The following is a 17,656-nucleotide window of genomic DNA, read 5'->3' as shown; positions in this document are numbered from 1 at the left end:
CTGAAGGCCCCCCGGACGCCTCAGGTGTGGATGGGGGCGCCGTGCTGGTGGAAGCCCTTCAGGCGGCGGAAGACGGGGGTGTCGTAGTTCGAGGGGGCCTCCTCCTCGCCGCTGATCCAGCGGAAGAGGTCGCGGTCCGGCACCTCGATCAGGCGCTCGAACTCGTCCAAGTCCGCCTCGGTGAGGGTGCCGATCTCGGCATCGGCGAAGCGGCCCATGATCAGGTCCATCTCGCGGGTGCCCCGGTGCCAGGAGCGGAAGAGGGTGCGGCGGCGGCGCGGGTCGAGGTCGGCGCTGCTGCGGGTCGTGCCGGTCATCGGGTCGGTCCCAAGCGGAAACGGCGCGGATTCCCGCGGGGTGCGATGCCCCGCGGGAATCCGCGCATCTCGTCGGTTCTATATGGGCTCGCGGGGGGCTGGCGCCATCCCGGATCGCCGCCGGCCGATCGTGCGGCCGGTGCATCCGCCGGACCGTGCGACGCAGAGAGGGCGACGCTCACTCGGCCGCCGCCATGAGCAGGTGCGCGACACGTTATTTAAGCCTGCTTTCCTTGCGGCGGTCGCTAATTAAGAGAACTGACCGTCGCTTGAATACCGGCCGTCGGATGCGGGGATGCCGCGCGGAGCAGGCATACGGCCGGGCCGGCCGCTGCCCCGTGCCGCGCCGCGATCCCGCCGGGCTCGTGTATACGGCCCCGATCGATCCCGTCCCGCTTCCCGGCATGTCGCTGCGCCCCTCGCTCCTCGATCCGCTCTTCGCCCCCGCCACCGTGCTCCCCGGGGCCGGGCCGAAGATGGCCGCGCTGCTCGACCGGCTGCTGGGCACGCCCGAGACCCCGGCGCGCGTGGTCGACCTGCTGTTCCACCTGCCGCACGGGGGCGTGGCGCGGGCGCTCAAGGGCTCGATCGCCGAGGCCCCGACCGGCGAGCCGGTGACGCTCGCCGTGCAGGTCGTGGCGCACCGCCCGCCGCAGGCGGCCGGCGGGCGGCGCCCCTACCGGGTGCTCGTGGAGGACGGGAGCGGCGACATCAGCCTCGTCTTCTTCAACATGCCCCGCGCGCGCCTGGAAAAGATGCTGCCGGTGGGCGCCCGCCGCTACGTCTCGGGCCGGATCGAGCTGTGGGACGGCTTCCGCCAGATGGTGCATCCGGCACGCATCCTCGACGACAAGGGGTTCTCGGAGCTGCCCGCCGTCGAGCCGCTCTACGGGGCGACCGAGGGCCTGACCTCGCGGGCGATCGGCAAGCTCGCCCAGGGCGCCGTGGAGCGCCTGCCCGACCTGCCCGAGTGGCAGGACCCGGCCTGGCTCGCGCGGCACCGCTGGCCCGCCTTCGCGGAGGCGCTGCGGGCCGAGCACCGGCCGGACAAGCCGCCGCCGGCCGAGGGCGAGCCGCCCCCCGGCACCCGCCGCCGCCTCGCCTACGACGAGCTGCTGGCCTCCCAGCTGGCGCTGGCGCTGGTGCGCAGCCGGATGCGCCGGGCACCCGGCCGCGTCAACGCGGGCGACGGCGCGCTGTCGCGGCGCATCGAGGCGGCGCTGCCGTTCCGGCTCACCGGGGCGCAGATCCGCGCGCTGGCGGAGATCCGCGGCGACCTGCGCTCGGACCGGCGGATGCTGCGCCTGCTCCAGGGCGATGTTGGCTCGGGGAAGACCGCGGTGGCGCTGCTCGCCATGGCCTCCGCCATCGAGGCGGGGCGGCAGGCCGCCCTGATGGCGCCCACCGAGATCCTGGCCCGCCAGCACGCGGAGCGCCTGCGCCCGCTCGCCGAGGCCGCGGGCCTGAGGCTGGCGCTGCTCACCGGCCGCGATCGCACGGCCGAGCGCCGGGCGACGCGCGCGGGCCTCCTCGACGGCACCATCCCGATCGCGGTGGGCACCCACGCGCTGTTTCAGGAGGAGGTGGCCTTTCGCGATCTCGGCCTCGCGGTGGTGGACGAGCAGCACCGCTTCGGCGTGCACCAGCGCCTCGCGCTCGGGGCCAAGGGAGAGGCGGTGGACATCCTCGTGATGACCGCAACGCCGATCCCGCGCACCCTGGCGCTGACCTGCTTCGGCGACATGGAGGTCTCGGTCCTCGACGAGAAGCCGGCCGGGCGCCAGCCCATCGCCACGCGCCTCGTCTCCAGCGAGCGGCTCGACGAGGTGGTGGCCGGGCTGGAGCGGGCACTCGCCCGCGGCGACCGGGCCTACTGGATCTGCCCGCTGGTGGCCGAATCCGAGTTCATCGACCTCGCGGCGGCCGAGGAGCGTTTCGCGGATCTCCAGCAGCATTTCGGCGAGGCGGTCGGCCTCGTCCACGGCAAGATGCCGGGGCGGGACAAGGACGAGGCGATGGAGCGCTTCGCGTCCGGCACCACCCGCATCCTCGTCTCGACCACCGTGGTGGAGGTGGGCGTCGACGTGCCGGAGGCGACCATCATGGTGATCGAGCATGCGGAGCGCTTCGGGCTGGCGCAGCTCCACCAGCTGCGCGGCCGGGTCGGGCGCGGGACCGGGGCCTCGACCTGCCTCCTCGTCTACCGCGGCCCGCTCGGCCAGGTGGCGCGGGCGCGCCTGGAGATGATGCGCGAGACCGAGGACGGCTTCCGCATCGCCGAGGAGGACCTGCGCCTGCGGGGCGAGGGGGAGATGCTGGGCACCCGCCAGTCCGGCCTCGCGGCCTTCCGGCTCGCCCGGCCGGAGGCGGACGGCGACCTGCTGCTGGCCGCCCGCGACGACGCCCGCCTGATCGTCGAGCGCGACCCGGGCCTGAAGAGCGAGCGAGGCCGGGCGCTGCGCACGCTGCTCTACCTGTTCGAGCGCGACGCCGCCGTGAAGCTGCTCGGTGCGGGGTAGGGCCGCAGCGGGGACGGGGTCAGGGGACCCGCGGATCCTCCGTCCCGGCGCAGGCCGCCAGCACCTCGTCCCGGAGGGCGCCGGGGCCGACGCCGCGCGCGACGATCACGGCGCCCACCATCGCGGTGAGCCGGCGGATCGCCGCCGCCCGGGCCGCGGCGCCGTCCGATCCGGGCGGCGCGGCCGCGACGAGGCGCGCGATCGTCTCCTCGACGCCGCGGGCGAGCGCGGCGGACACCTCCGCCGCGCCGCGGCCCGTCTCCGCCCCGAGCGCGGCGACGGGACAGCCCAGACCCGGATGGGCGACGTGCTCGGGCGAAAAATATTCTTCCACGTAGGCGCCGAGCGCCGCCTCGACGCCGTGCGCCGCGCGGCGCTGCGCGAACCGCTCCGCATGCTCGGCGAAGGCCGCCCCCAGCGCTGCGGCGACGAGGTCGTCCTTGGACCGGAAGTGCTTGTAGAAGCCTCCGTGCGTCATGCCGGCCGCGGCCATCACGTCGGCGAGGCTCGTCGCCTCGATCCCGCGCTCGCGCAGCAGGCGCGCCGCCGCCGCGACGATGCGGGCGCGGCTGGCCGCCGCCGCTTCCTTGGACACGCGCATCCCGGACTCCGCTGCACCACCCCGTTGACAATTAGATGATGGGTGACATCATCGCAAATGGATGTCGCTTGACATCTTACTCGGCGAGGAGGTGATCCCGATGCCGCTCCCCCCATCCGCCCTCGCGGGCTCTTCCGCGCTGCGGGACCGCTACGGACCCGTGGCGCTCGTGACCGGCGCGTCCGACGGGATCGGCCGCGCCTTCGCGCGGCAGCTCGCCGCGGCGGGGCTCGACCTCGTCCTCGTGGCGCGCCGGGAGGCGGCGCTCGCCGAACTCGCGCGCGAGCTGCAGGACCGTCACGGGATCGCGGCGCGGGTGCTCGCGGCCAACCTCGCCGAGGCCGCGCAGGTGGAGCGCGTCGCCCGCGCCGCGGCGGATCGCGACGTCGGCCTGCTCGTCGCCGCGGCCGGGTTCGGCACCTCCGGGCCGTTCGTGGACGGCGATCCCGGCACCGAGCTCGCGATGATCGACGTCAATTGCCGCGCGCTGGCGCAGCTCACCCACGCCTTCGCGCGCCGCTTCGTCGAGCGCGGGCGCGGCGGCATCGTCCTGATGAGCTCGCTCGTGGCGTTCCAGGGCGTGCCGCGCGCGGCCAACTACGCCGCCACCAAGGCCTACGTGCAGACCCTCGCGGAGGGGCTGCACGCCGAGCTGCGGCCGCGCGGCGTCGACGTGCTGGCCTCGGCCCCCGGACCGGTCCTGAGCGGCTTCGGCCAGCGGGCGGCGATGCGGATCACCTCCGGCCAGACGCCGGACGCGGTCGCGGCGGCGACGCTGAGGGCGCTCGGGCGCGGCGCGACGGTGCGCCCGGGCCTGCTCGCCAAGGCGCTCGAGATGTCCCTGAAGCCCCTGCCGCGCGTGGGCCGCGTGCTCATGATGGGCCGGGTCATGGCCGGGATGACGGCGCGATGACGGCCGCCCGGCACCCCGACCCGGACGGCATGCCGGTCCGGCTCGCGCCCCCCGCGGCGGGCGACGTGCCCCGGCTGCGCAGCGACGACCTGCTCGCGCTCGCCCGGGCCTGCGGCGCGGACGATGGCGGGCTCGTCTCGATCGACGACCCCGGCGTGCGGGAGGAGCGCCCCTTCGTCCTGAAGGCCTTTCCGGCGGCGCGCACGCTGCTCGTCCTGGTCGGGCGCATGCACCGCGAGGCGGTGCGCTCGCCCGCGCGCTCGGTCGCCAACCTGGAATTCCACCAGTCCGGCCATGACCTCGATGCGGTGGCCCGCCGGATCGTCCGCCGGCTGGAGGATGCGGGCGTGCGCGCCCTCAACCCGGCCATGGCCTTCCCGATGGAGATGGACGATTTTCCCGAGCGCGGCTGGATCGTGTCGCACAAGCGCGCGGCCGAGGCGGCGGGCCTCGGGCGGATGGGCCTTCACCGCAGCCTGATCCATCCCCGGTTCGGCTCGTTCGTGCTCCTGAACACGGTGCTCCTCGCGGCCGAGGTCGACGCGCTCGCGACGCCGCTCGACGGCAATCCCTGCATCACCTGCAAGCTGTGCGTGGCGGCCTGCCCGGTCGGCGCGCTCAAGCCCGACGGATTCTTCGATTTCTCCGCCTGCTTCAACCACAACTACCAGCAGTTCATGGGCGGCTTCGTCAATTTCGTCGAGGATGTCGCCGGCAGCGGCTCGGTCGCCGCGTACCGGGAGAAGCAGAGCTACGCCGAGACGGTGGCGCGCTGGCAGAGCCTGGCCTACGGCCCGAGCTACAACGCGGCCTACTGCCTCGCGGTGTGCCCGGCCGGCGAGGACGTGCTGGGGCCGTACCTGGCCGACAAGGCCGGGCACCTGCGCGCCGTCGTCGACCCGCTGCGGGAGAGGAGCGAGCCGGTCTACGTCGTGCGGGGCAGCGATGCGGCCGATCACGTCGCGCGGCGCTTTCCCCACAAGCGCCTCCGCTTCGTGCGCCAGAGTGCGCGCGCGACCTCCGTGAAGGGGTTCCTCTCCGGCATGCCGCTGTCGTTCCAGCCGGGCCGGGCCGGCGACCTCGCGGCCGTGTACCATTTCGCGTTCACGGGCCGCGAGGCGGCGCTGGCCACGGTGACGATCCGTCACCGGCGGATCGCGGTCGCGGAGGGCCATGTCGGCGAGCCGGACCTGCGCATCACCGCCGACGGCGCACAGTGGGTCCGGTTCCTCAACCGGGAGGCGGGGCTCGTCCGTCTGATCGCCACCGGCCGGCTGCGCCTGAAGGGCTCGCCGCGGCTGCTCGCCGCCTTCGGCCGCTGCTTTCCCGCGTGAGGGGGGAGACGCCGGCGCCGCCGCGGGGCCGGCCTCCGAAAGGATCAGAATTCCGGCTCGTTGAGGACGCGGGTGCCGATGCGGCTCTGCAGGTCGATGGGGCTGCCGCTCTGGATGTCGGCGCCGTCCACGACGATCACCGGCACGCCGGCGCTCCGCATCTGCTCGCGCAGGCGCTCGGCCAGCATCCGGAAGGTGCTGTTCTCCCGCGGCGGCACGTGCAGCAGGACGGCGGCGGGGCGCGACATCATCGCCAGCACGTCGTCGGCAGCTTCGAGGGAGGCCGTGACGCTGGCATAGCCGAGCTCGGCCAGCTCCGCCGAGAGGGCCCGGTCGACGGCGCGGTGGCCGTCATCGACGACGAGGACTTTTTGCAGCGCACCCATGATGTAGCGTTAGCCCATCGCGCGCCTTTCGTGAAGGCACCGCAGCAATAACGCCTGTAGCCGCCGAAGGTTCATGGCAGGCCGGGGCCGGGGCGCTCCCGCGGGATGAGACGCGGTGTCAGCGATCGGCTGCAACTCCTTGGCATGACACGGGTCGTTGTCGGCGAGCCGGCCCGGCGGTCAGGCTTCGGCCAGGGCGGTGGCGACGCCCGCGAACAGCGTCGCCCGGTAGCGGGAGGCCCGCCACTCATCCTCAATTTCCATCGGTGCGCTACCGCGGCGCAACGGATCGGCCGCGCTCGCCGGCCCGCGGAAGGCGATCCGGCCGTCCGGCTCGCGGCGCACCTGCATCAGGCCGCCGCCGGCGGCCCGCTCCGGCGCGGCGAGCACGAGGGCGATGTCGCCCGCGTCGCGCCGTCCGGTCACCAGGGCCAGTTCGTCGAAGGCCACCACGTCGACCGTGTTCGGCCGCCCGGGGGCGCGCCCGGAGAGGCGCCCGGGCGCCTTGTGCACGTAGGTGACGGTGCGCAGGCGCGCGGTGAGCCCGGCGCGGGTGAGCCCGGCCTCCATCCAGGCCGGGGCGACGAGATGGGTCGGCCCCGGGCGCGCCAGGGCGGCCTCCAGGGCATCGGCCCGGAAGACCGGATGGGATTCCAGGGTGGCCCCGGCGAGCAGGGCGGCGGCGAGCCCGGTGACGAGGCCCTTGAGGTCGCTCGGCGGCAGCAGGGTGAGGATGCGGTCGCCCGGGTCGATCCGGGTGGGCACGAGGCCGTGCGCCGCCGCCGCCGCGAGCGCGTCCGCGCTGCGGTGGACCGGGCGGAGCCCGTCGCCGTGATCCGCGAAGGTGACGAGCCCCGCGGCCTCGCCGGAGCCGCGGGGCTCGCCGCGGTGGTCGAGGACGAGGCGGTCGAGGCCGATGACGCCGTCCGGCACGTGCGGGCCGAAGGCGGCGACGAAGCGCAGCGGGAAGTAGCGCGCCGCGACCCGGCAGAGCCGCTCGGCGAGGCGCTCGGCCCCGAGCTGCCCTTGCGTGAGCACCGCCTGCATCTGCGCGGCCTCGACGGCCTGGAGCAGGCGCGCCTCGTCCCAGGCGGGGTGCAGGAGGCAGGGCAGGTGCCCGGCCTGCTCGACGGCGAGGAGCGCGAGGTGGCTCTCCGCCATGCCGGCCATGCAGATCCCGACCGGGCTGCGCGGCGGCAGGGGCAGCGCGGCGAGTCCCTGCGCGAGGCGGGCGGCGATCTCGCGGGCCGCCGCGAAGGTCCAGGTGATGGCCGGGCGCCCGCACCAGTCCGGCTTGTCGGGCTGGTCCATGAAGGCGACCCGGTCGGGGAAGCGGTCGGCGGTCGCGCCGAGGAGCGCGGAGAGCCCGAGCGTCCGCGCGGGCTCCGCGCCCGTCCCGGGCACCGCGCCGTCCCGTCTCGCCGCCAGTAGAGCCGCCACCGCACACCCCATCCCCGCGGGGCAATCCTCGGCCGACATGGTTAAGAGATCCTGAAGATCGGTCTCGCCACGCGGGGGCCTCCTGGGCTATGGGGCCGCGTCCGAAGGTCATGTCTTCGCCTCAATCCGCGGGGAAGCAGGCGGCCGGAGGTCGAGCCAGGTCGCCGGCCGCGCTCCCCGCACATCGCCCAACCGCCGCACGCGCGGCCGAGGCTTCAAGCACCAAGCCGTTTCGAGGGGTTCCACCTGATGTTCTTCGCGACTCGTTCCGCGCGCCCGCACCAGGCCGCCGCCTGCCTCGCCCTGGCCGGGCTCGGGCTCGGCCTCGCGACCGGGCCGGTCTTCGCCCAGGCCAGGAAGCCGGCCGCCCCGGCCCAGCAGCCGGCCCAGCCCGCCCCGGCCCAGCCGGCGCCGAACGCGGCCGCCCCGCAGAACGGCCCGCAGGTGGTCCAGGTGAAGTCCGAGCCGTCCCAGGCCGAGTGGACCAAGGTCTGCGGCAAGGACCAGGCGACCAGCGCCGAGGTCTGCTACACCACCCGCGACTTCGTCTCCGAGCAGGGCCAGCCGGTCCTCGCCGCCGCGGTCTACGACCTCAGGGGCCCGCAGGGCAGCACCAAGATCGTGCGCTTCCTGCTGCCCCTCGGCCTGCTGCTGCAGCCCGGCATCCGCTTCGGGGTGGACCAGGGCCAGGCGATGCCCGGCCGCTACGCGGTCTGCTTCCCGAACGGCTGCTTCGCTGAGGTGCCCGGCCTCAAGGACGACATGGTGGCCGCCATGAAGAAGGGCACGACCATGAACGTGAGCGTGCAGAACCAGGCGCAGCGCGAGGTCACCTTCGCGGTGCCGCTGGCCGGCTTCGGCAAGGCCTTCGACGGCGCCCCGATCGACCCGAAGGTGCTGGAGGAGCAGCAGAAGAAGCTCCAGGCCGAGCTGGAGAAGCGCAGCGAGGAGATGCGCAAGCAGCTCGAAGCCCAGAAGGGCGGCGCGGCCGCTCCGGCCGCCAACGCGGCGCCGAAGTAAGGGCGGGCTCCCCGCCGACACGCGCGAGACCGGGGCCGGGCGGCGACGCCCGGCCCTTCGCGTCTGGGACCGTGCCGCGCCGCGCCGCGCGGGCGCTCAGTTGGCGCTCTCGCCCCGCATCCGGTAGGCGCCGGTGGCGGCGTCGCGCACGAAGAGTTCGGGGATGCGCGCGTGGCGCAGGGCCTCGCCCGAATGGTCCGGCACGAGGTTCTGCTCGGACACGTAGGCGACGTACTCGGTCTCCTGGTTCTCGGCGAGCAGGTGGTAGAAGGGCTGGTCCTTGGCGGGCCGCACCTCCTCGGGGATCGCCAGCCACCATTCCTCGGTGTTGGCGAAGACCGGGTCCACGTCGAAGATGATGCCGCGGAACGGGTAGACGCGGTGGCGCACCACCGCGCCGATGTTGAACTTGGCGCTGCGGATCGCGACGGGACCGGACGAAGGATCGGCGGTCGAGGACATGGTAGTCGGGGGCATGGCGGTCGAACCGGCGGGCGGACGGGATTCCATCGCGCCCACATAGTCCCGGCGGCGCGGGAATGCACGCCGTCCAGGCGCCGCAGGCGGCGCGAACGGCGCCGCAGGCTGCGCGACAGGCGCCGCAGGCAGGGCGACCGGTGCCGAAGGCGGTGCGGAGCGCCCGCGGGCCCCGCGCCGCGGCGCGGCTCAGCCGAGCCCGTAGGTGCGGGCGAGGTCCGGATCCTTGGCGGCGACGAGCTTGGCGAGGTTCACGATCACGCTCGCCTGCTTCCAGGTGGCGTCGTCCTGCATCTTGCCGTCGAGCATCACCGCGCCGGTGCCGTCCGGCATCGCCTCCAGGATCCGCTTGGCGAAGGCGACCTCGGCGGGATCGGGGGCGAAGACCGTCTTGGCGATGGCGACCTGGCTCGGGTGCAGCGTCCAGGCGCCCGCGCAGCCCATCAGGAAGGCGTTGCGGAACTGGGCCTCGCAGGCCGCCGCGTCCGAGAAATCCCCGAAGGGGCCGTAGAACGCCTTGATGCCGTTGGCCTGGCAGGCGTCCACCATCTTGGCGATGGTGTAGTGCCAGAGATCCTGCTGCACGCTCGCCCGCTCGGCCACCCCCTCGACCGGGTCGGCGATGACCCGGTAATCCGGGTGGCCGCCGCCGACCCGGGTGGTCTTCATGCCGCGCGAGGCCGCGAGATCGGCCGGCCCCAGGCTCATGCCGTGCATGCGCGGGGAGGCGCTGGCGATCGCGTCGACGTTGGCCACGCCCTCGGCGGTCTCCAGGATGGCGTGGACGAGGATCGGCTTGCCCACGCCCGCCCGGGCTTCGAGCTGGGCGAGGAGCTGGTCGATGTAGTGGATGTCCCACGGTCCCTCGACCTTGGGCACCATCACCACGTCGAGCTTATCGCCGACCGCGCCGACGATCTCGATCAGGTCGTCGAGGATCCAGGGGCTGTTGAGCGCATTGATGCGCGTCCACAGGCCGGTGCCGGCCGCCGCGAAGTCGGTGGCCTGCGCCATCGCGATGAAGCCCTTGCGGGCCGCGAGCTTCTGGTCGGCCGGGACCGCGTCCTCCAGGTTGCCCAGCACCACGTCGACCTGGGTCGCGAGATCCGGCACCCGGGCGCGGACCTTGTCGTTGTGCGGCGGCACGAAGTGGATCATCCGCTCCAGGCGCACCGGCAGGTCCCGGAAGGGGGCGGGCGCGCCCGTCGCGAGCGGCTGGAAGAAGCGGCGCGGCAGTTTCATGGCGATGGTCTCCTGGCGGCGGCGAGCCCTGCGCCGCGCGGGGCGGGGAAGCGCGTCCGCTGCCCTGGCTCTGCCGCGAGGGTTAGTGCAAGGGCTGCGTCAGCGTAAAGGCGCGGGCGCTCCGCCGATGGTCCAGTCCGGGCGGCGGGGGCGCGGCGGGCGAGAGACGGGACGATCGCCCGGCGCGGCGGTCCTGCGGGGACGGGGACGTGGACTTCCAGGCATTGTTCGATCTGCTGGCGCCCTTCTTCGGGCTCATCGCGGTCGGCTGGGCGGCCGGGCGGCTGTTTCCGCGGCCGGAGGGCGCGGCGGGCTTCGCGTGGCTGCAATTCTACGTCATCTACGTGGCGCTGCCCTGCCTGTTCTTCCGCCTCGTCGCCGACAAGCCCCTCGACGAGGTGATGAACGGCCGCTTCGTCGCCGCCACGACGCTCGTCACCGCGCTCGCCTTCGGGCTGGCGCTGATGGTGGGCCTGCGGGCGAGCCGCGGCTCGCTGGCCGAGGCCACCCTCCAGGGCATGGCCGGCGCCTACGCCAATGTCGGCTACATGGGACCGCCCCTGGTGCTGGCGGCGCTGGGGCCGGCGGCGGGCGCGCCGGTGGCGCTCGTCTTCGTGTTCGACAACCTCTTCCTGTTCACGCTCGTGCCGCTGCTGATGGCGCTCGCGGGGGTCGAGCGGCAGGGCTTTTCGGCCGCCGCCCGCACGGTCGCGGTCCGGATCGCCACCCACCCGTTCAACCTCGCGGCGGCGGCGGGCCTCGCGGCGGGAGGGCTGCACCTGCGGCTGCCGGTGGTCCTCGACAGGATCTCGGGCTCGCTCGCCCAGACCGCGGCCCCGACCGCCCTGTTCATGCTCGGCCTCACGGTGGCTCTGCGGCCCGCCCGTCTGCCGCCGCCGGAGGTAGCGGCGCTCGTCGTCATCAAGCTCCTGATCCACCCGCTTCTGGCGCTCGCCGTCCTCACGGCGATCGGCGGCCTGCCCCCGGTCTGGATCGCCGCCGGCGTGCTGATGGCGGCGCTGCCGCCGGCCCTCAACATCTTCGTGGTCTCCTCGCAGTACGGGCTCGGCACCGAGCGCGCCTCCGCCTGCCTGCTCGCCGGCACGCTGGCCTCGATCCTGACGCTCACCGGCTTCGTCTTCGCGGTGCGGGCCGGCTGGCTGGTGGCGGGGCTCTGAGCCTCGTTCGCCGAAGGGGTCACCGGTCCGGCGGCGAAGACGAGGCGGGAGCGGAAGCCTCGTCGGACCTGCCCCGGGGCGGGTCCGACGAGGGCGGGGGCCTTCGCGCCCCGCGAAGTGCGGCTGGCGCAATCACGCATGTCGGCCGCGCCGGCCGCGTGCGACTCTCCGAAGGATGCGCCGCCCGGAGGGGCGGATCTCGGGAGGTACCCCTCATGGGACCGGCTCTGGCTCCGGGCGGCCTGCTGCTGCCGGCCCTCGTCGCGGGGGCGACGATCCTGCTCTGGGCGAGCGCGCGCCTGCCCGAATACCTCACCGCGCTCCTGTTCTTCGCCGCCGCGATGGTGCTGCACGCGAGCCCGCCCGAGGCGGTGTTCGCGGGCTTCCAGTCGGCCGCCTTCTGGCTGGTGCTGAGCGGCTTCGTCATCGGCGCGGCGATCCGCAAGGTCGGGCTCGCCGCGCGGGCCGCGCGCCTGCTCGCGCCGCACCTCTCGGGCTCCTGGCCGCGCCTCGTCGGCGGCACCGTGACGCTCACCTACGCGCTCGCCTTCGTGATGCCCTCCAACATGGGCCGGATCGCCCTCCTGATGCCGGTGGTGCTGGCGCTCGCGGAGCGCTGCGGCCTCTCGGAGCGCGGGCGGATCGCGCTGGCGCTGGCGGTCGGCTTCGGCACCTTCCAGCTCTCGGCCAGCATCCTGCCGGCGAACGTGCCGAATCTCGTCATGACGGGGGCGGCGGAGAGCGCCTACCACCTGCGCGTCTCCTACCTGTCCTACCTCCTGCTGCACGCGCCCATCCTCGGCCTCGCCAAGGGCGCGGTGCTGGCGGGCTGCCTCTGCGCGCTCTTCCGCGATGCGCCCCGGCCGGTCCCGGCCGAGCCGATGCCGCCCCTCACGGCGGAGGAGCGCCGCCTCGGCCTCCTGCTCGTGGCGACCCTCGGGCTGTGGGCGAGCGACGCGCTCCACGGCATCCAGCCGGCCTGGATCGGGCTTGCGGGCGCCTGTCTGTGCCTGCTGCCGCGGGTCGGCTTCCTGACGGCCGAGGATTTTTCCGCGGGCGTCAACATCCGCACCTGCCTGTACATCGCGGGAATCCTGGGGCTCGCCGCGATGGTCGACCGTTCCGGCCTCGGCGATGCGATCGGGCAGGGCCTGATCGCGGGGCTGCCGCTCGATCCGGCCCGGCCGGCCCTCGGCTTCGCCGCCCTGATCGGGGTCGCCCTGGCGCTGAGCGCCGTCGTCACCGGCAGCGCCGCCCCGGCGCTGTTCACCCCGCTCGCCCGCGTGCTCGCGGAGGCGACCGGCCTGCCGCTCGCGACCGTGGTGATGACGCAGGTGATCGGCTACGCGACGCCGCTGATGCCCTACCAGGCCGCCCCGATCGTGGTGGCGATGGGCATGGCCGGCGTGCCGGCCCGCGACGGGCTGCGCCTGTGCCTCGCGGTCGCCGCCGTGACCCTCCTCGTCCTGGCGCCCCTCGATTACGCGTGGTTCCGCCTGCTCGGCTGGATCGGCCCGGCCACCCCCTGATCCCGGGCCGTCAGCCGGCTCAAAGTTCTCGTCAAGTCCCCCGTAAGATTTGCCTCTCGCCGCGGCAGCTGGTTGATTTGACCGTCGCCGCGGCGTATCCTCTAGAACTGCGTGGAAACTGGGTTCATCGAGGCTGGGATCTGAACAATCTGCCGGCCCGTGAGGGGCGACGGGTGCGTTTTCGCACCTGCGAACGGGATCGGCGGAACGGCGCAAGGGACCCGACGTTGACGCAGCGAGGCGGGTGGCGGAGGACCACAACGATGTCCGGATCGTTCCGGCGGCGGGGAATGCCCTGCGCCGCAACCCTTCTGGCCGGCCTGATGCTGCTGACCCCGGCGCTCGCCGGCCCGGCGCCTATCGGCCCGGCGCCCGACCGCGCGCGGAGCACGGCCCGGGTGGAGTTCACGGCGGCCGATCTCGCGGCCGCCAAGCCCGAGGGATTGCCCACGAGCGTGCGCCTGGCCGGCGACGACCCGCAGGCCTACCGCGCCTTCCTGGCGGCGGCCCCGCGGGCGGGTGCGGCGCCCTGGCTCGCCGTCTCGGGCGGGGGCGAGAACGGCGCCTTCGCGGCGGGCCTGCTCAAGGGCTGGTCGCAGGCCGGGACCCGGCCGGACTTCGCGGTCGTCACGGGCGTGTCCACGGGCGCGCTGATCGCACCCTTCGCCTTCGCGGGGAGCCGCTACGACGCCGCCCTGCAGCAGGCCTACACCGAGGTGAGCGCCGCGGACGTGTTCGAGTTCGGCGGCAGCGGCGAGAGCCTGACCGACACCTGGCCGCTCAAGCGCCAGATCGAGCGCAGCGTCACGCCGGCGCTCCTCACCGACGTGGCGGGCGAGCACCGCAAGGGCCGCCGCCTCCTCGTGGTCACCACCGAGATCGACAGCGGTCGCCCGGTCCTGTGGGACATGGGCGCCATCGCGGCCGCGGGCGGGCCGTCCGCCCTCAAGCTCTTCCGCGAGGTGATGCTCGCCTCCGCGGCGATCCCGGGGGTGTTTCCGCCGGTGATGATCGACGCCGAGGGGCCCGGGGGCAAGCGCTTCCAGGAGATGCACGCGGATGGCGGCACCACGGCCCCGTTCTTCGTCGCCCCCGGCCGCACCATCCTGGGACAGGATCCGGAGGCCGAGGGGCTGCCCGCGCCCGAACTCTACGTGGTGGTCAACAACGGGCTCACCCCGGATTTCCAGGTCACCTCTCGCACGATGCTGAGCATCCTCGGCCGCTCGCTCTCGGCCGCGATCCGGGCGCAGACGGCCGGCGCCATCGCGCTCACCAAGGGCTTCGCCGCGCGCACCGGGCTGCCGCTGCACGTCGCCCTCATCGACCAGCGCTTCACCCGCACCTCCAAGGCGCCCTTCGACCGGGACTTCATGCGGGCGCTGTTCGCCCACGGCGAGCGCGTGGGCCAGGCCGGCACCGCCTTCGACTGGAGCCCCGACGCCATCACCACCAGCACCGTGCGGGCCGAGACCGAGGGCCGCCGCGCCGCGATACGCTGAGCGCGGCCGTTTGACAGGCGGCCGGCGCCCGCCCAAGACCCGCTCGGGCAAGACGCCCGGGCAAGATCGCTTGGGCAAGATCGCTTGGGCAAGTCCCGCCCGGGGACCGGAGCGGGGCAGAGGATGGCGCCTGAGACCGAACTCGCCGAGACTCTCGCGGAGAAGCTCGCCGGGCGCCGCGCCCTGATCGGCATCGTGGGCCTCGGCTATGTCGGCCTGCCGCTCGCGCTCGCGGCGGTGCGGGCCGGTTTCCCGGTGCTGGGCTTCGACACCAATCCGGAGCGCGTGGCGGCGCTCAACCGGGGCGAGGGGGCCTTCCACCACATCCCAGGCGAGGCGCTGGGCGCGGCCCTGCGGGCCGGGGCCTTCGCGGCGACCGGGGATCTGGCGCGCCTCGATGAGCCCGACGCGGTGCTGATCTGCGTGCCGACCCCGCTCACCCGCCACCGGGAGCCCGACCTCTCCTACGTCGAGGCGACGGCGCGGGCGGTCGCCGAGCGCCTGCGGCCGGGCCAGCTCGTGGTGCTCGAATCCACCACCTATCCGGGCACCACCGCGGAGGTGATGCGCCCGCGCCTGGAGGCGGGGGGCCTGCGCGTCGGGCGAGAGGTCTTCCTGGCCTACTCGCCGGAGCGCGAGGACCCGGGCAACGCGGATTTCGCCACCAGCCAGATCCCCAAGGTGGTGGGGGCGGACGATCCGGCCTCGCGGCGCCTCGCGGGCGCTCTCTACGGCGCGCTCACGGTCGAGACGGTGCCGGTCTCGACCGCGGCGACCGCGGAGGCGGTCAAGCTCACCGAAAACATCTTCCGCTCGGTCAACATCGCCCTCGTGAACGAACTGAAGCTCGTCTACGACGCGATGGGCATCGACGTCTGGGAGGTGATCGGGGCGGCGGCCACCAAGCCCTTCGGCTTCATGCCGTTCTATCCGGGGCCGGGCCTAGGCGGGCACTGCATCCCGATCGACCCGTTCTATCTCGCCTGGAAGGCCCGCGAGTTCGACGTGCCGGCCCGCTTCGTCGAACTCGCCGGCGAGGTGAACACCCGGATGCCCCACCACGTGGTCGAGCGCCTCGCCGCCGCGATCGACCGGACCGGCCGGCCCGTCTCGGGCGCCCGCATCCTGGTGCTGGGGCTCGCCTACAAGCGCAACATCGAGGACACTCGCGAGAGCCCCTCGTTGCGCCTGATGCGCCTGATCGAGGCGCGGGGCGCGACCGCGCTCTACCACGACCCCCTGGTGCCGGTGCTGCCGCCGACCCGCGAGCATTCGGAACTGGCCGGCCGCCGCTCGCAGCCCCTCACGGCCGAGACGCTGGCCGGGGCGGATGCGGTGCTGATCGCCACCGACCACGACGGGGTCGACTACGCGCTGGTGGGGCGCCACGCGCGGCTCGTGGTGGACACCCGCAACGTCATGGCCCGGCACGGGCTGGCGGGGCCGACGATCGTGAAGGCGTGACGCCCGCCGTCCCTCACTCCGTCGTGCGGGCGGTCCAGGTGGCGTGCCGCACGCCCGGCTCGGCTTCGAGGCTGGCCACCACCGCGTCGATCTCCTCGGGCTCCACCGCGGTGCTCACCAGCGTCGCCACGAGCTCCACCTCGCCCTCGCTGCGATCCTCCACCTCGACCTCCCGCACCGGGTAGTGGGCGGCCTCCAGCTGCTCGGTCAGCCGGTCGCGCGTGGTGGCGAGGCGCTCGGCGTCGGTGGTCAGGCGCACCTCGTAGGTCGCCTCCGCGGCGCGCTCGTCGATCGGGATGCGGTTGATGGCGTTGACGAGCGGGCGCAGGAGCGTGTTGCCGGCCAGCACGGCGAGCGCCACGAGGACGGCCTCGCCGATCAGGTCGGCCCCCGCGAAGGCCCCGGTCGCCGCCGATCCCCACAGGGTCGCGGCGGTGTTGAGGCCGCGCACGTTCATGCCCTCCTTCATGATCACGCCCGCGCCGAGGAAGCCGACGCCCGAGACCACGTAGGCGGTGATGCTGACCGCACCCGGATTGCCGTTCAGCCGCATGCCGAGGTCCACGAAGGCGGCAGCGCCCACCGCCACCAGCACCGCCGTGCGCAGGCCCGCCGTGCGCTGGCGGTACTGCCGCTCCGCCCCGATCAGGGTGCCGAGCGCGAAGGCGACGACGAGGCTCAGGCCGGTGTCGAGGAAGGCGCCGGACTGGAACGCCTGGAGGGCCGTCATGCGGGCGATCCCGGTGGCTCTGGGGAAGGGCGGCGGAGCGCGGCTGGTCTAAAGCATCATTCGCCGCCGCGTGCCAGCGCCCGAAAGACGACGGGCCGATCAGGCCCGGCGCCGGGGCACCTCGCCCTGCGAAAACCTCCGGGACAGACCGATTCCTGGACAAGTCCGCGCAAAGTTATCCCCAACGCTGGTCAAGCCCGGTCACGCCGTGGCAAAACGGCGCTCGCGCGCGGGCAGGGGGCGTTCACATGGGCCGCTTGGGGGTCTTTCCATTCTTCAAGGATGCGGGCGTCGACCTCGCACCCTACGAGACCCGCTGCATCTGGCGGCGCTTCGAGCCGAACGAGGTGCTGGTCGATTTCGACGATGCCTCGACCGACGTCTACTTCCTGGCCGCGGGCGAGGTGCGCATCCTCAACCGCACGCAGTCGGGCAAGGAGGTGATCCTCGGCGAGATGCGCGGCGGGGAGTTCTTCGGCGAACTCGCCGCCATCGACGGCGTCAGCCGCTCCGCCAACGTCACGGCGCTCACCCGGGGCGAGCTCTGCGTGGTGCCGGCGGCGGTCTTCCGCCAGATCGTCTTCGCGGCCCCCGCCATCGGCGACCGGCTGCTGCGGCTCCTGGCCAAGCGGGTGCGCGCCCTCAACGGCCGCTTGATGGAGCACGCCGTCCTCGACCTGCGCCACCGGCTCTACGCGGAGCTGCTGCGCCTGTCCTCGCCGCGGGCGGGCTCGGACGGCGAGCGGGTCGTCACCCCGCCGCCCTACCACCACGTGCTGGCCGCCCGCATCGGCTGCCGCCGCGAGCAGGTGACGCGCGAGTTCACCGTGATGGCGAGCGAGGGCCTCGTGGACCGCACCCGCGGCGCGCTGATCCTGCGCCGCCCCGACCTGCTGGAGGCCCGCGTGGCGGAGGCCCTGCGCGAGGACGGTTAGAGCATTTTCCGACGAAGTGGATGCCGGTTCGTCGCAGACAATGCGGGAAATCAAAGACCTAGCGCAGCG

Annotated in this window: 16 protein-coding genes; 9 read left to right on the top strand and 7 right to left on the bottom strand. The window is 73.9% G+C overall.

The window, feature by feature from the left end; translation table 11 throughout:
• Positions 1–20: 20 nt before the first annotated feature.
• A complete protein-coding gene (locus ACKUB9_RS13840; protein WP_407522869.1) occupies positions 21–317 on the bottom strand; it encodes an FAD assembly factor SdhE in 297 nt (98 codons plus the stop codon).
• Between the two features lie 404 nt (positions 318–721).
• Between ACKUB9_RS13840 and recG the strand changes: the two genes are divergently transcribed.
• Positions 722–2,836, top strand: a complete 2,115-nt coding sequence (gene recG / locus ACKUB9_RS13835) for an ATP-dependent DNA helicase RecG (RefSeq protein WP_407523136.1) — start codon at positions 722–724, stop codon at positions 2,834–2,836.
• Between the two features lie 19 nt (positions 2,837–2,855).
• On the opposite strand, the gene ACKUB9_RS13830 is transcribed toward recG, so the two are convergent.
• Positions 2,856–3,437 carry a TetR/AcrR family transcriptional regulator gene (locus ACKUB9_RS13830; RefSeq protein WP_407522867.1) on the bottom strand — a complete coding sequence of 194 codons (582 nt, stop codon included), beginning with the start codon at positions 3,435–3,437 and terminating at the stop codon, positions 2,856–2,858.
• A 100-nt stretch (positions 3,438–3,537) separates the two neighbouring features.
• On the opposite strand from ACKUB9_RS13830, the gene ACKUB9_RS13825 reads away from it, so the two are divergent.
• Together ACKUB9_RS13825 and ACKUB9_RS13820 are read left to right on the top strand one after the other, a co-directional pair.
• Positions 3,538–4,350 carry an SDR family NAD(P)-dependent oxidoreductase gene (locus ACKUB9_RS13825; RefSeq protein WP_410824709.1) on the top strand — a complete coding sequence of 271 codons (813 nt, stop codon included), beginning with the start codon at positions 3,538–3,540 and terminating at the stop codon, positions 4,348–4,350.
• Complete coding sequence (locus ACKUB9_RS13820; RefSeq protein WP_407522863.1) at positions 4,347–5,684, top strand: SCP2 sterol-binding domain-containing protein; 1,338 nt, start codon at positions 4,347–4,349, stop codon at positions 5,682–5,684. Before ACKUB9_RS13825 ends, ACKUB9_RS13820 begins: the two co-directional genes overlap by 4 nt.
• 44 nt (positions 5,685–5,728) lie before the next feature.
• On the opposite strand, the gene ACKUB9_RS13815 is transcribed toward ACKUB9_RS13820, so the two are convergent.
• Together ACKUB9_RS13815 and ACKUB9_RS13810 are read right to left on the bottom strand one after the other, a co-directional pair.
• The gene (locus tag ACKUB9_RS13815; RefSeq protein WP_407522861.1) at positions 5,729–6,070 is read right to left on the bottom strand and encodes a response regulator; all 342 of its coding nucleotides are present in this window, start codon (positions 6,068–6,070) and stop codon (positions 5,729–5,731) included.
• A 180-nt stretch (positions 6,071–6,250) separates the two neighbouring features.
• Entirely contained in the window at positions 6,251–7,549 is a 1,299-nt protein-coding gene (locus ACKUB9_RS13810) for an AMP-binding protein (protein WP_407522859.1), read from the bottom strand.
• Positions 7,550–7,759: 210 nt separating this feature from the next.
• On the opposite strand from ACKUB9_RS13810, the gene ACKUB9_RS13805 reads away from it, so the two are divergent.
• Positions 7,760–8,530 (top strand): invasion associated locus B family protein, encoded by a 771-nt coding sequence (locus tag ACKUB9_RS13805; RefSeq protein ID WP_407522857.1) that lies wholly within the window; start codon positions 7,760–7,762, stop codon positions 8,528–8,530.
• A 96-nt stretch (positions 8,531–8,626) separates the two neighbouring features.
• Here the strand turns inward: ACKUB9_RS13805 and hspQ are convergent, their stop codons facing one another.
• Positions 8,627–9,007: a heat shock protein HspQ gene (gene hspQ / locus ACKUB9_RS13800; protein ID WP_407522855.1), complete on the bottom strand. Its 381-nt coding sequence runs from the start codon at positions 9,005–9,007 to the stop codon at positions 8,627–8,629.
• 189 nt (positions 9,008–9,196) lie between these two features.
• On the bottom strand, positions 9,197–10,249 hold the full coding sequence (locus ACKUB9_RS13795) for an HpcH/HpaI aldolase/citrate lyase family protein (protein ID WP_407522853.1): 1,053 nt from the start codon (positions 10,247–10,249) through the stop codon (positions 9,197–9,199).
• Positions 10,250–10,458: 209 nt separating this feature from the next.
• Between ACKUB9_RS13795 and ACKUB9_RS13790 the strand changes: the two genes are divergently transcribed.
• The 4 genes from ACKUB9_RS13790 to ACKUB9_RS13775 all read left to right on the top strand — a co-directional run bounded on the left by ACKUB9_RS13790 (position 10,459) and on the right by ACKUB9_RS13775 (position 15,922).
• Positions 10,459–11,427: an AEC family transporter gene (locus ACKUB9_RS13790; RefSeq protein WP_407522851.1), complete on the top strand. Its 969-nt coding sequence runs from the start codon at positions 10,459–10,461 to the stop codon at positions 11,425–11,427.
• Positions 11,428–11,642: 215 nt separating this feature from the next.
• On the top strand, positions 11,643–12,956 hold the full coding sequence (locus ACKUB9_RS13785) for an SLC13 family permease (RefSeq protein ID WP_407522849.1): 1,314 nt from the start codon (positions 11,643–11,645) through the stop codon (positions 12,954–12,956).
• Between the two features lie 263 nt (positions 12,957–13,219).
• On the top strand, positions 13,220–14,458 hold the full coding sequence (locus tag ACKUB9_RS13780; protein WP_407522847.1) for a patatin-like phospholipase family protein: 1,239 nt from the start codon (positions 13,220–13,222) through the stop codon (positions 14,456–14,458).
• A 123-nt stretch (positions 14,459–14,581) separates the two neighbouring features.
• Entirely contained in the window at positions 14,582–15,922 is a 1,341-nt protein-coding gene (locus tag ACKUB9_RS13775) for a nucleotide sugar dehydrogenase (protein WP_407522845.1), read from the top strand.
• Positions 15,923–15,935: 13 nt separating this feature from the next.
• On the opposite strand, the gene ACKUB9_RS13770 is transcribed toward ACKUB9_RS13775, so the two are convergent.
• Positions 15,936–16,652 carry an MgtC/SapB family protein gene (locus tag ACKUB9_RS13770; RefSeq protein ID WP_407522843.1) on the bottom strand — a complete coding sequence of 239 codons (717 nt, stop codon included), beginning with the start codon at positions 16,650–16,652 and terminating at the stop codon, positions 15,936–15,938.
• Between the two features lie 248 nt (positions 16,653–16,900).
• Between ACKUB9_RS13770 and ACKUB9_RS13765 the strand changes: the two genes are divergently transcribed.
• Positions 16,901–17,587, top strand: a complete 687-nt coding sequence (locus tag ACKUB9_RS13765) for a Crp/Fnr family transcriptional regulator (protein ID WP_238239275.1) — start codon at positions 16,901–16,903, stop codon at positions 17,585–17,587.
• Positions 17,588–17,656: the final 69 nt, after the last annotated feature.

It is taken from the genome of Methylobacterium oryzisoli, assembly GCF_046557895.1.
Classification (GTDB): Bacteria; Pseudomonadota; Alphaproteobacteria; order Rhizobiales; family Beijerinckiaceae; genus Methylobacterium; species Methylobacterium oryzisoli.
This window is presented reverse-complemented; position numbering and strand designations above follow the sequence as displayed.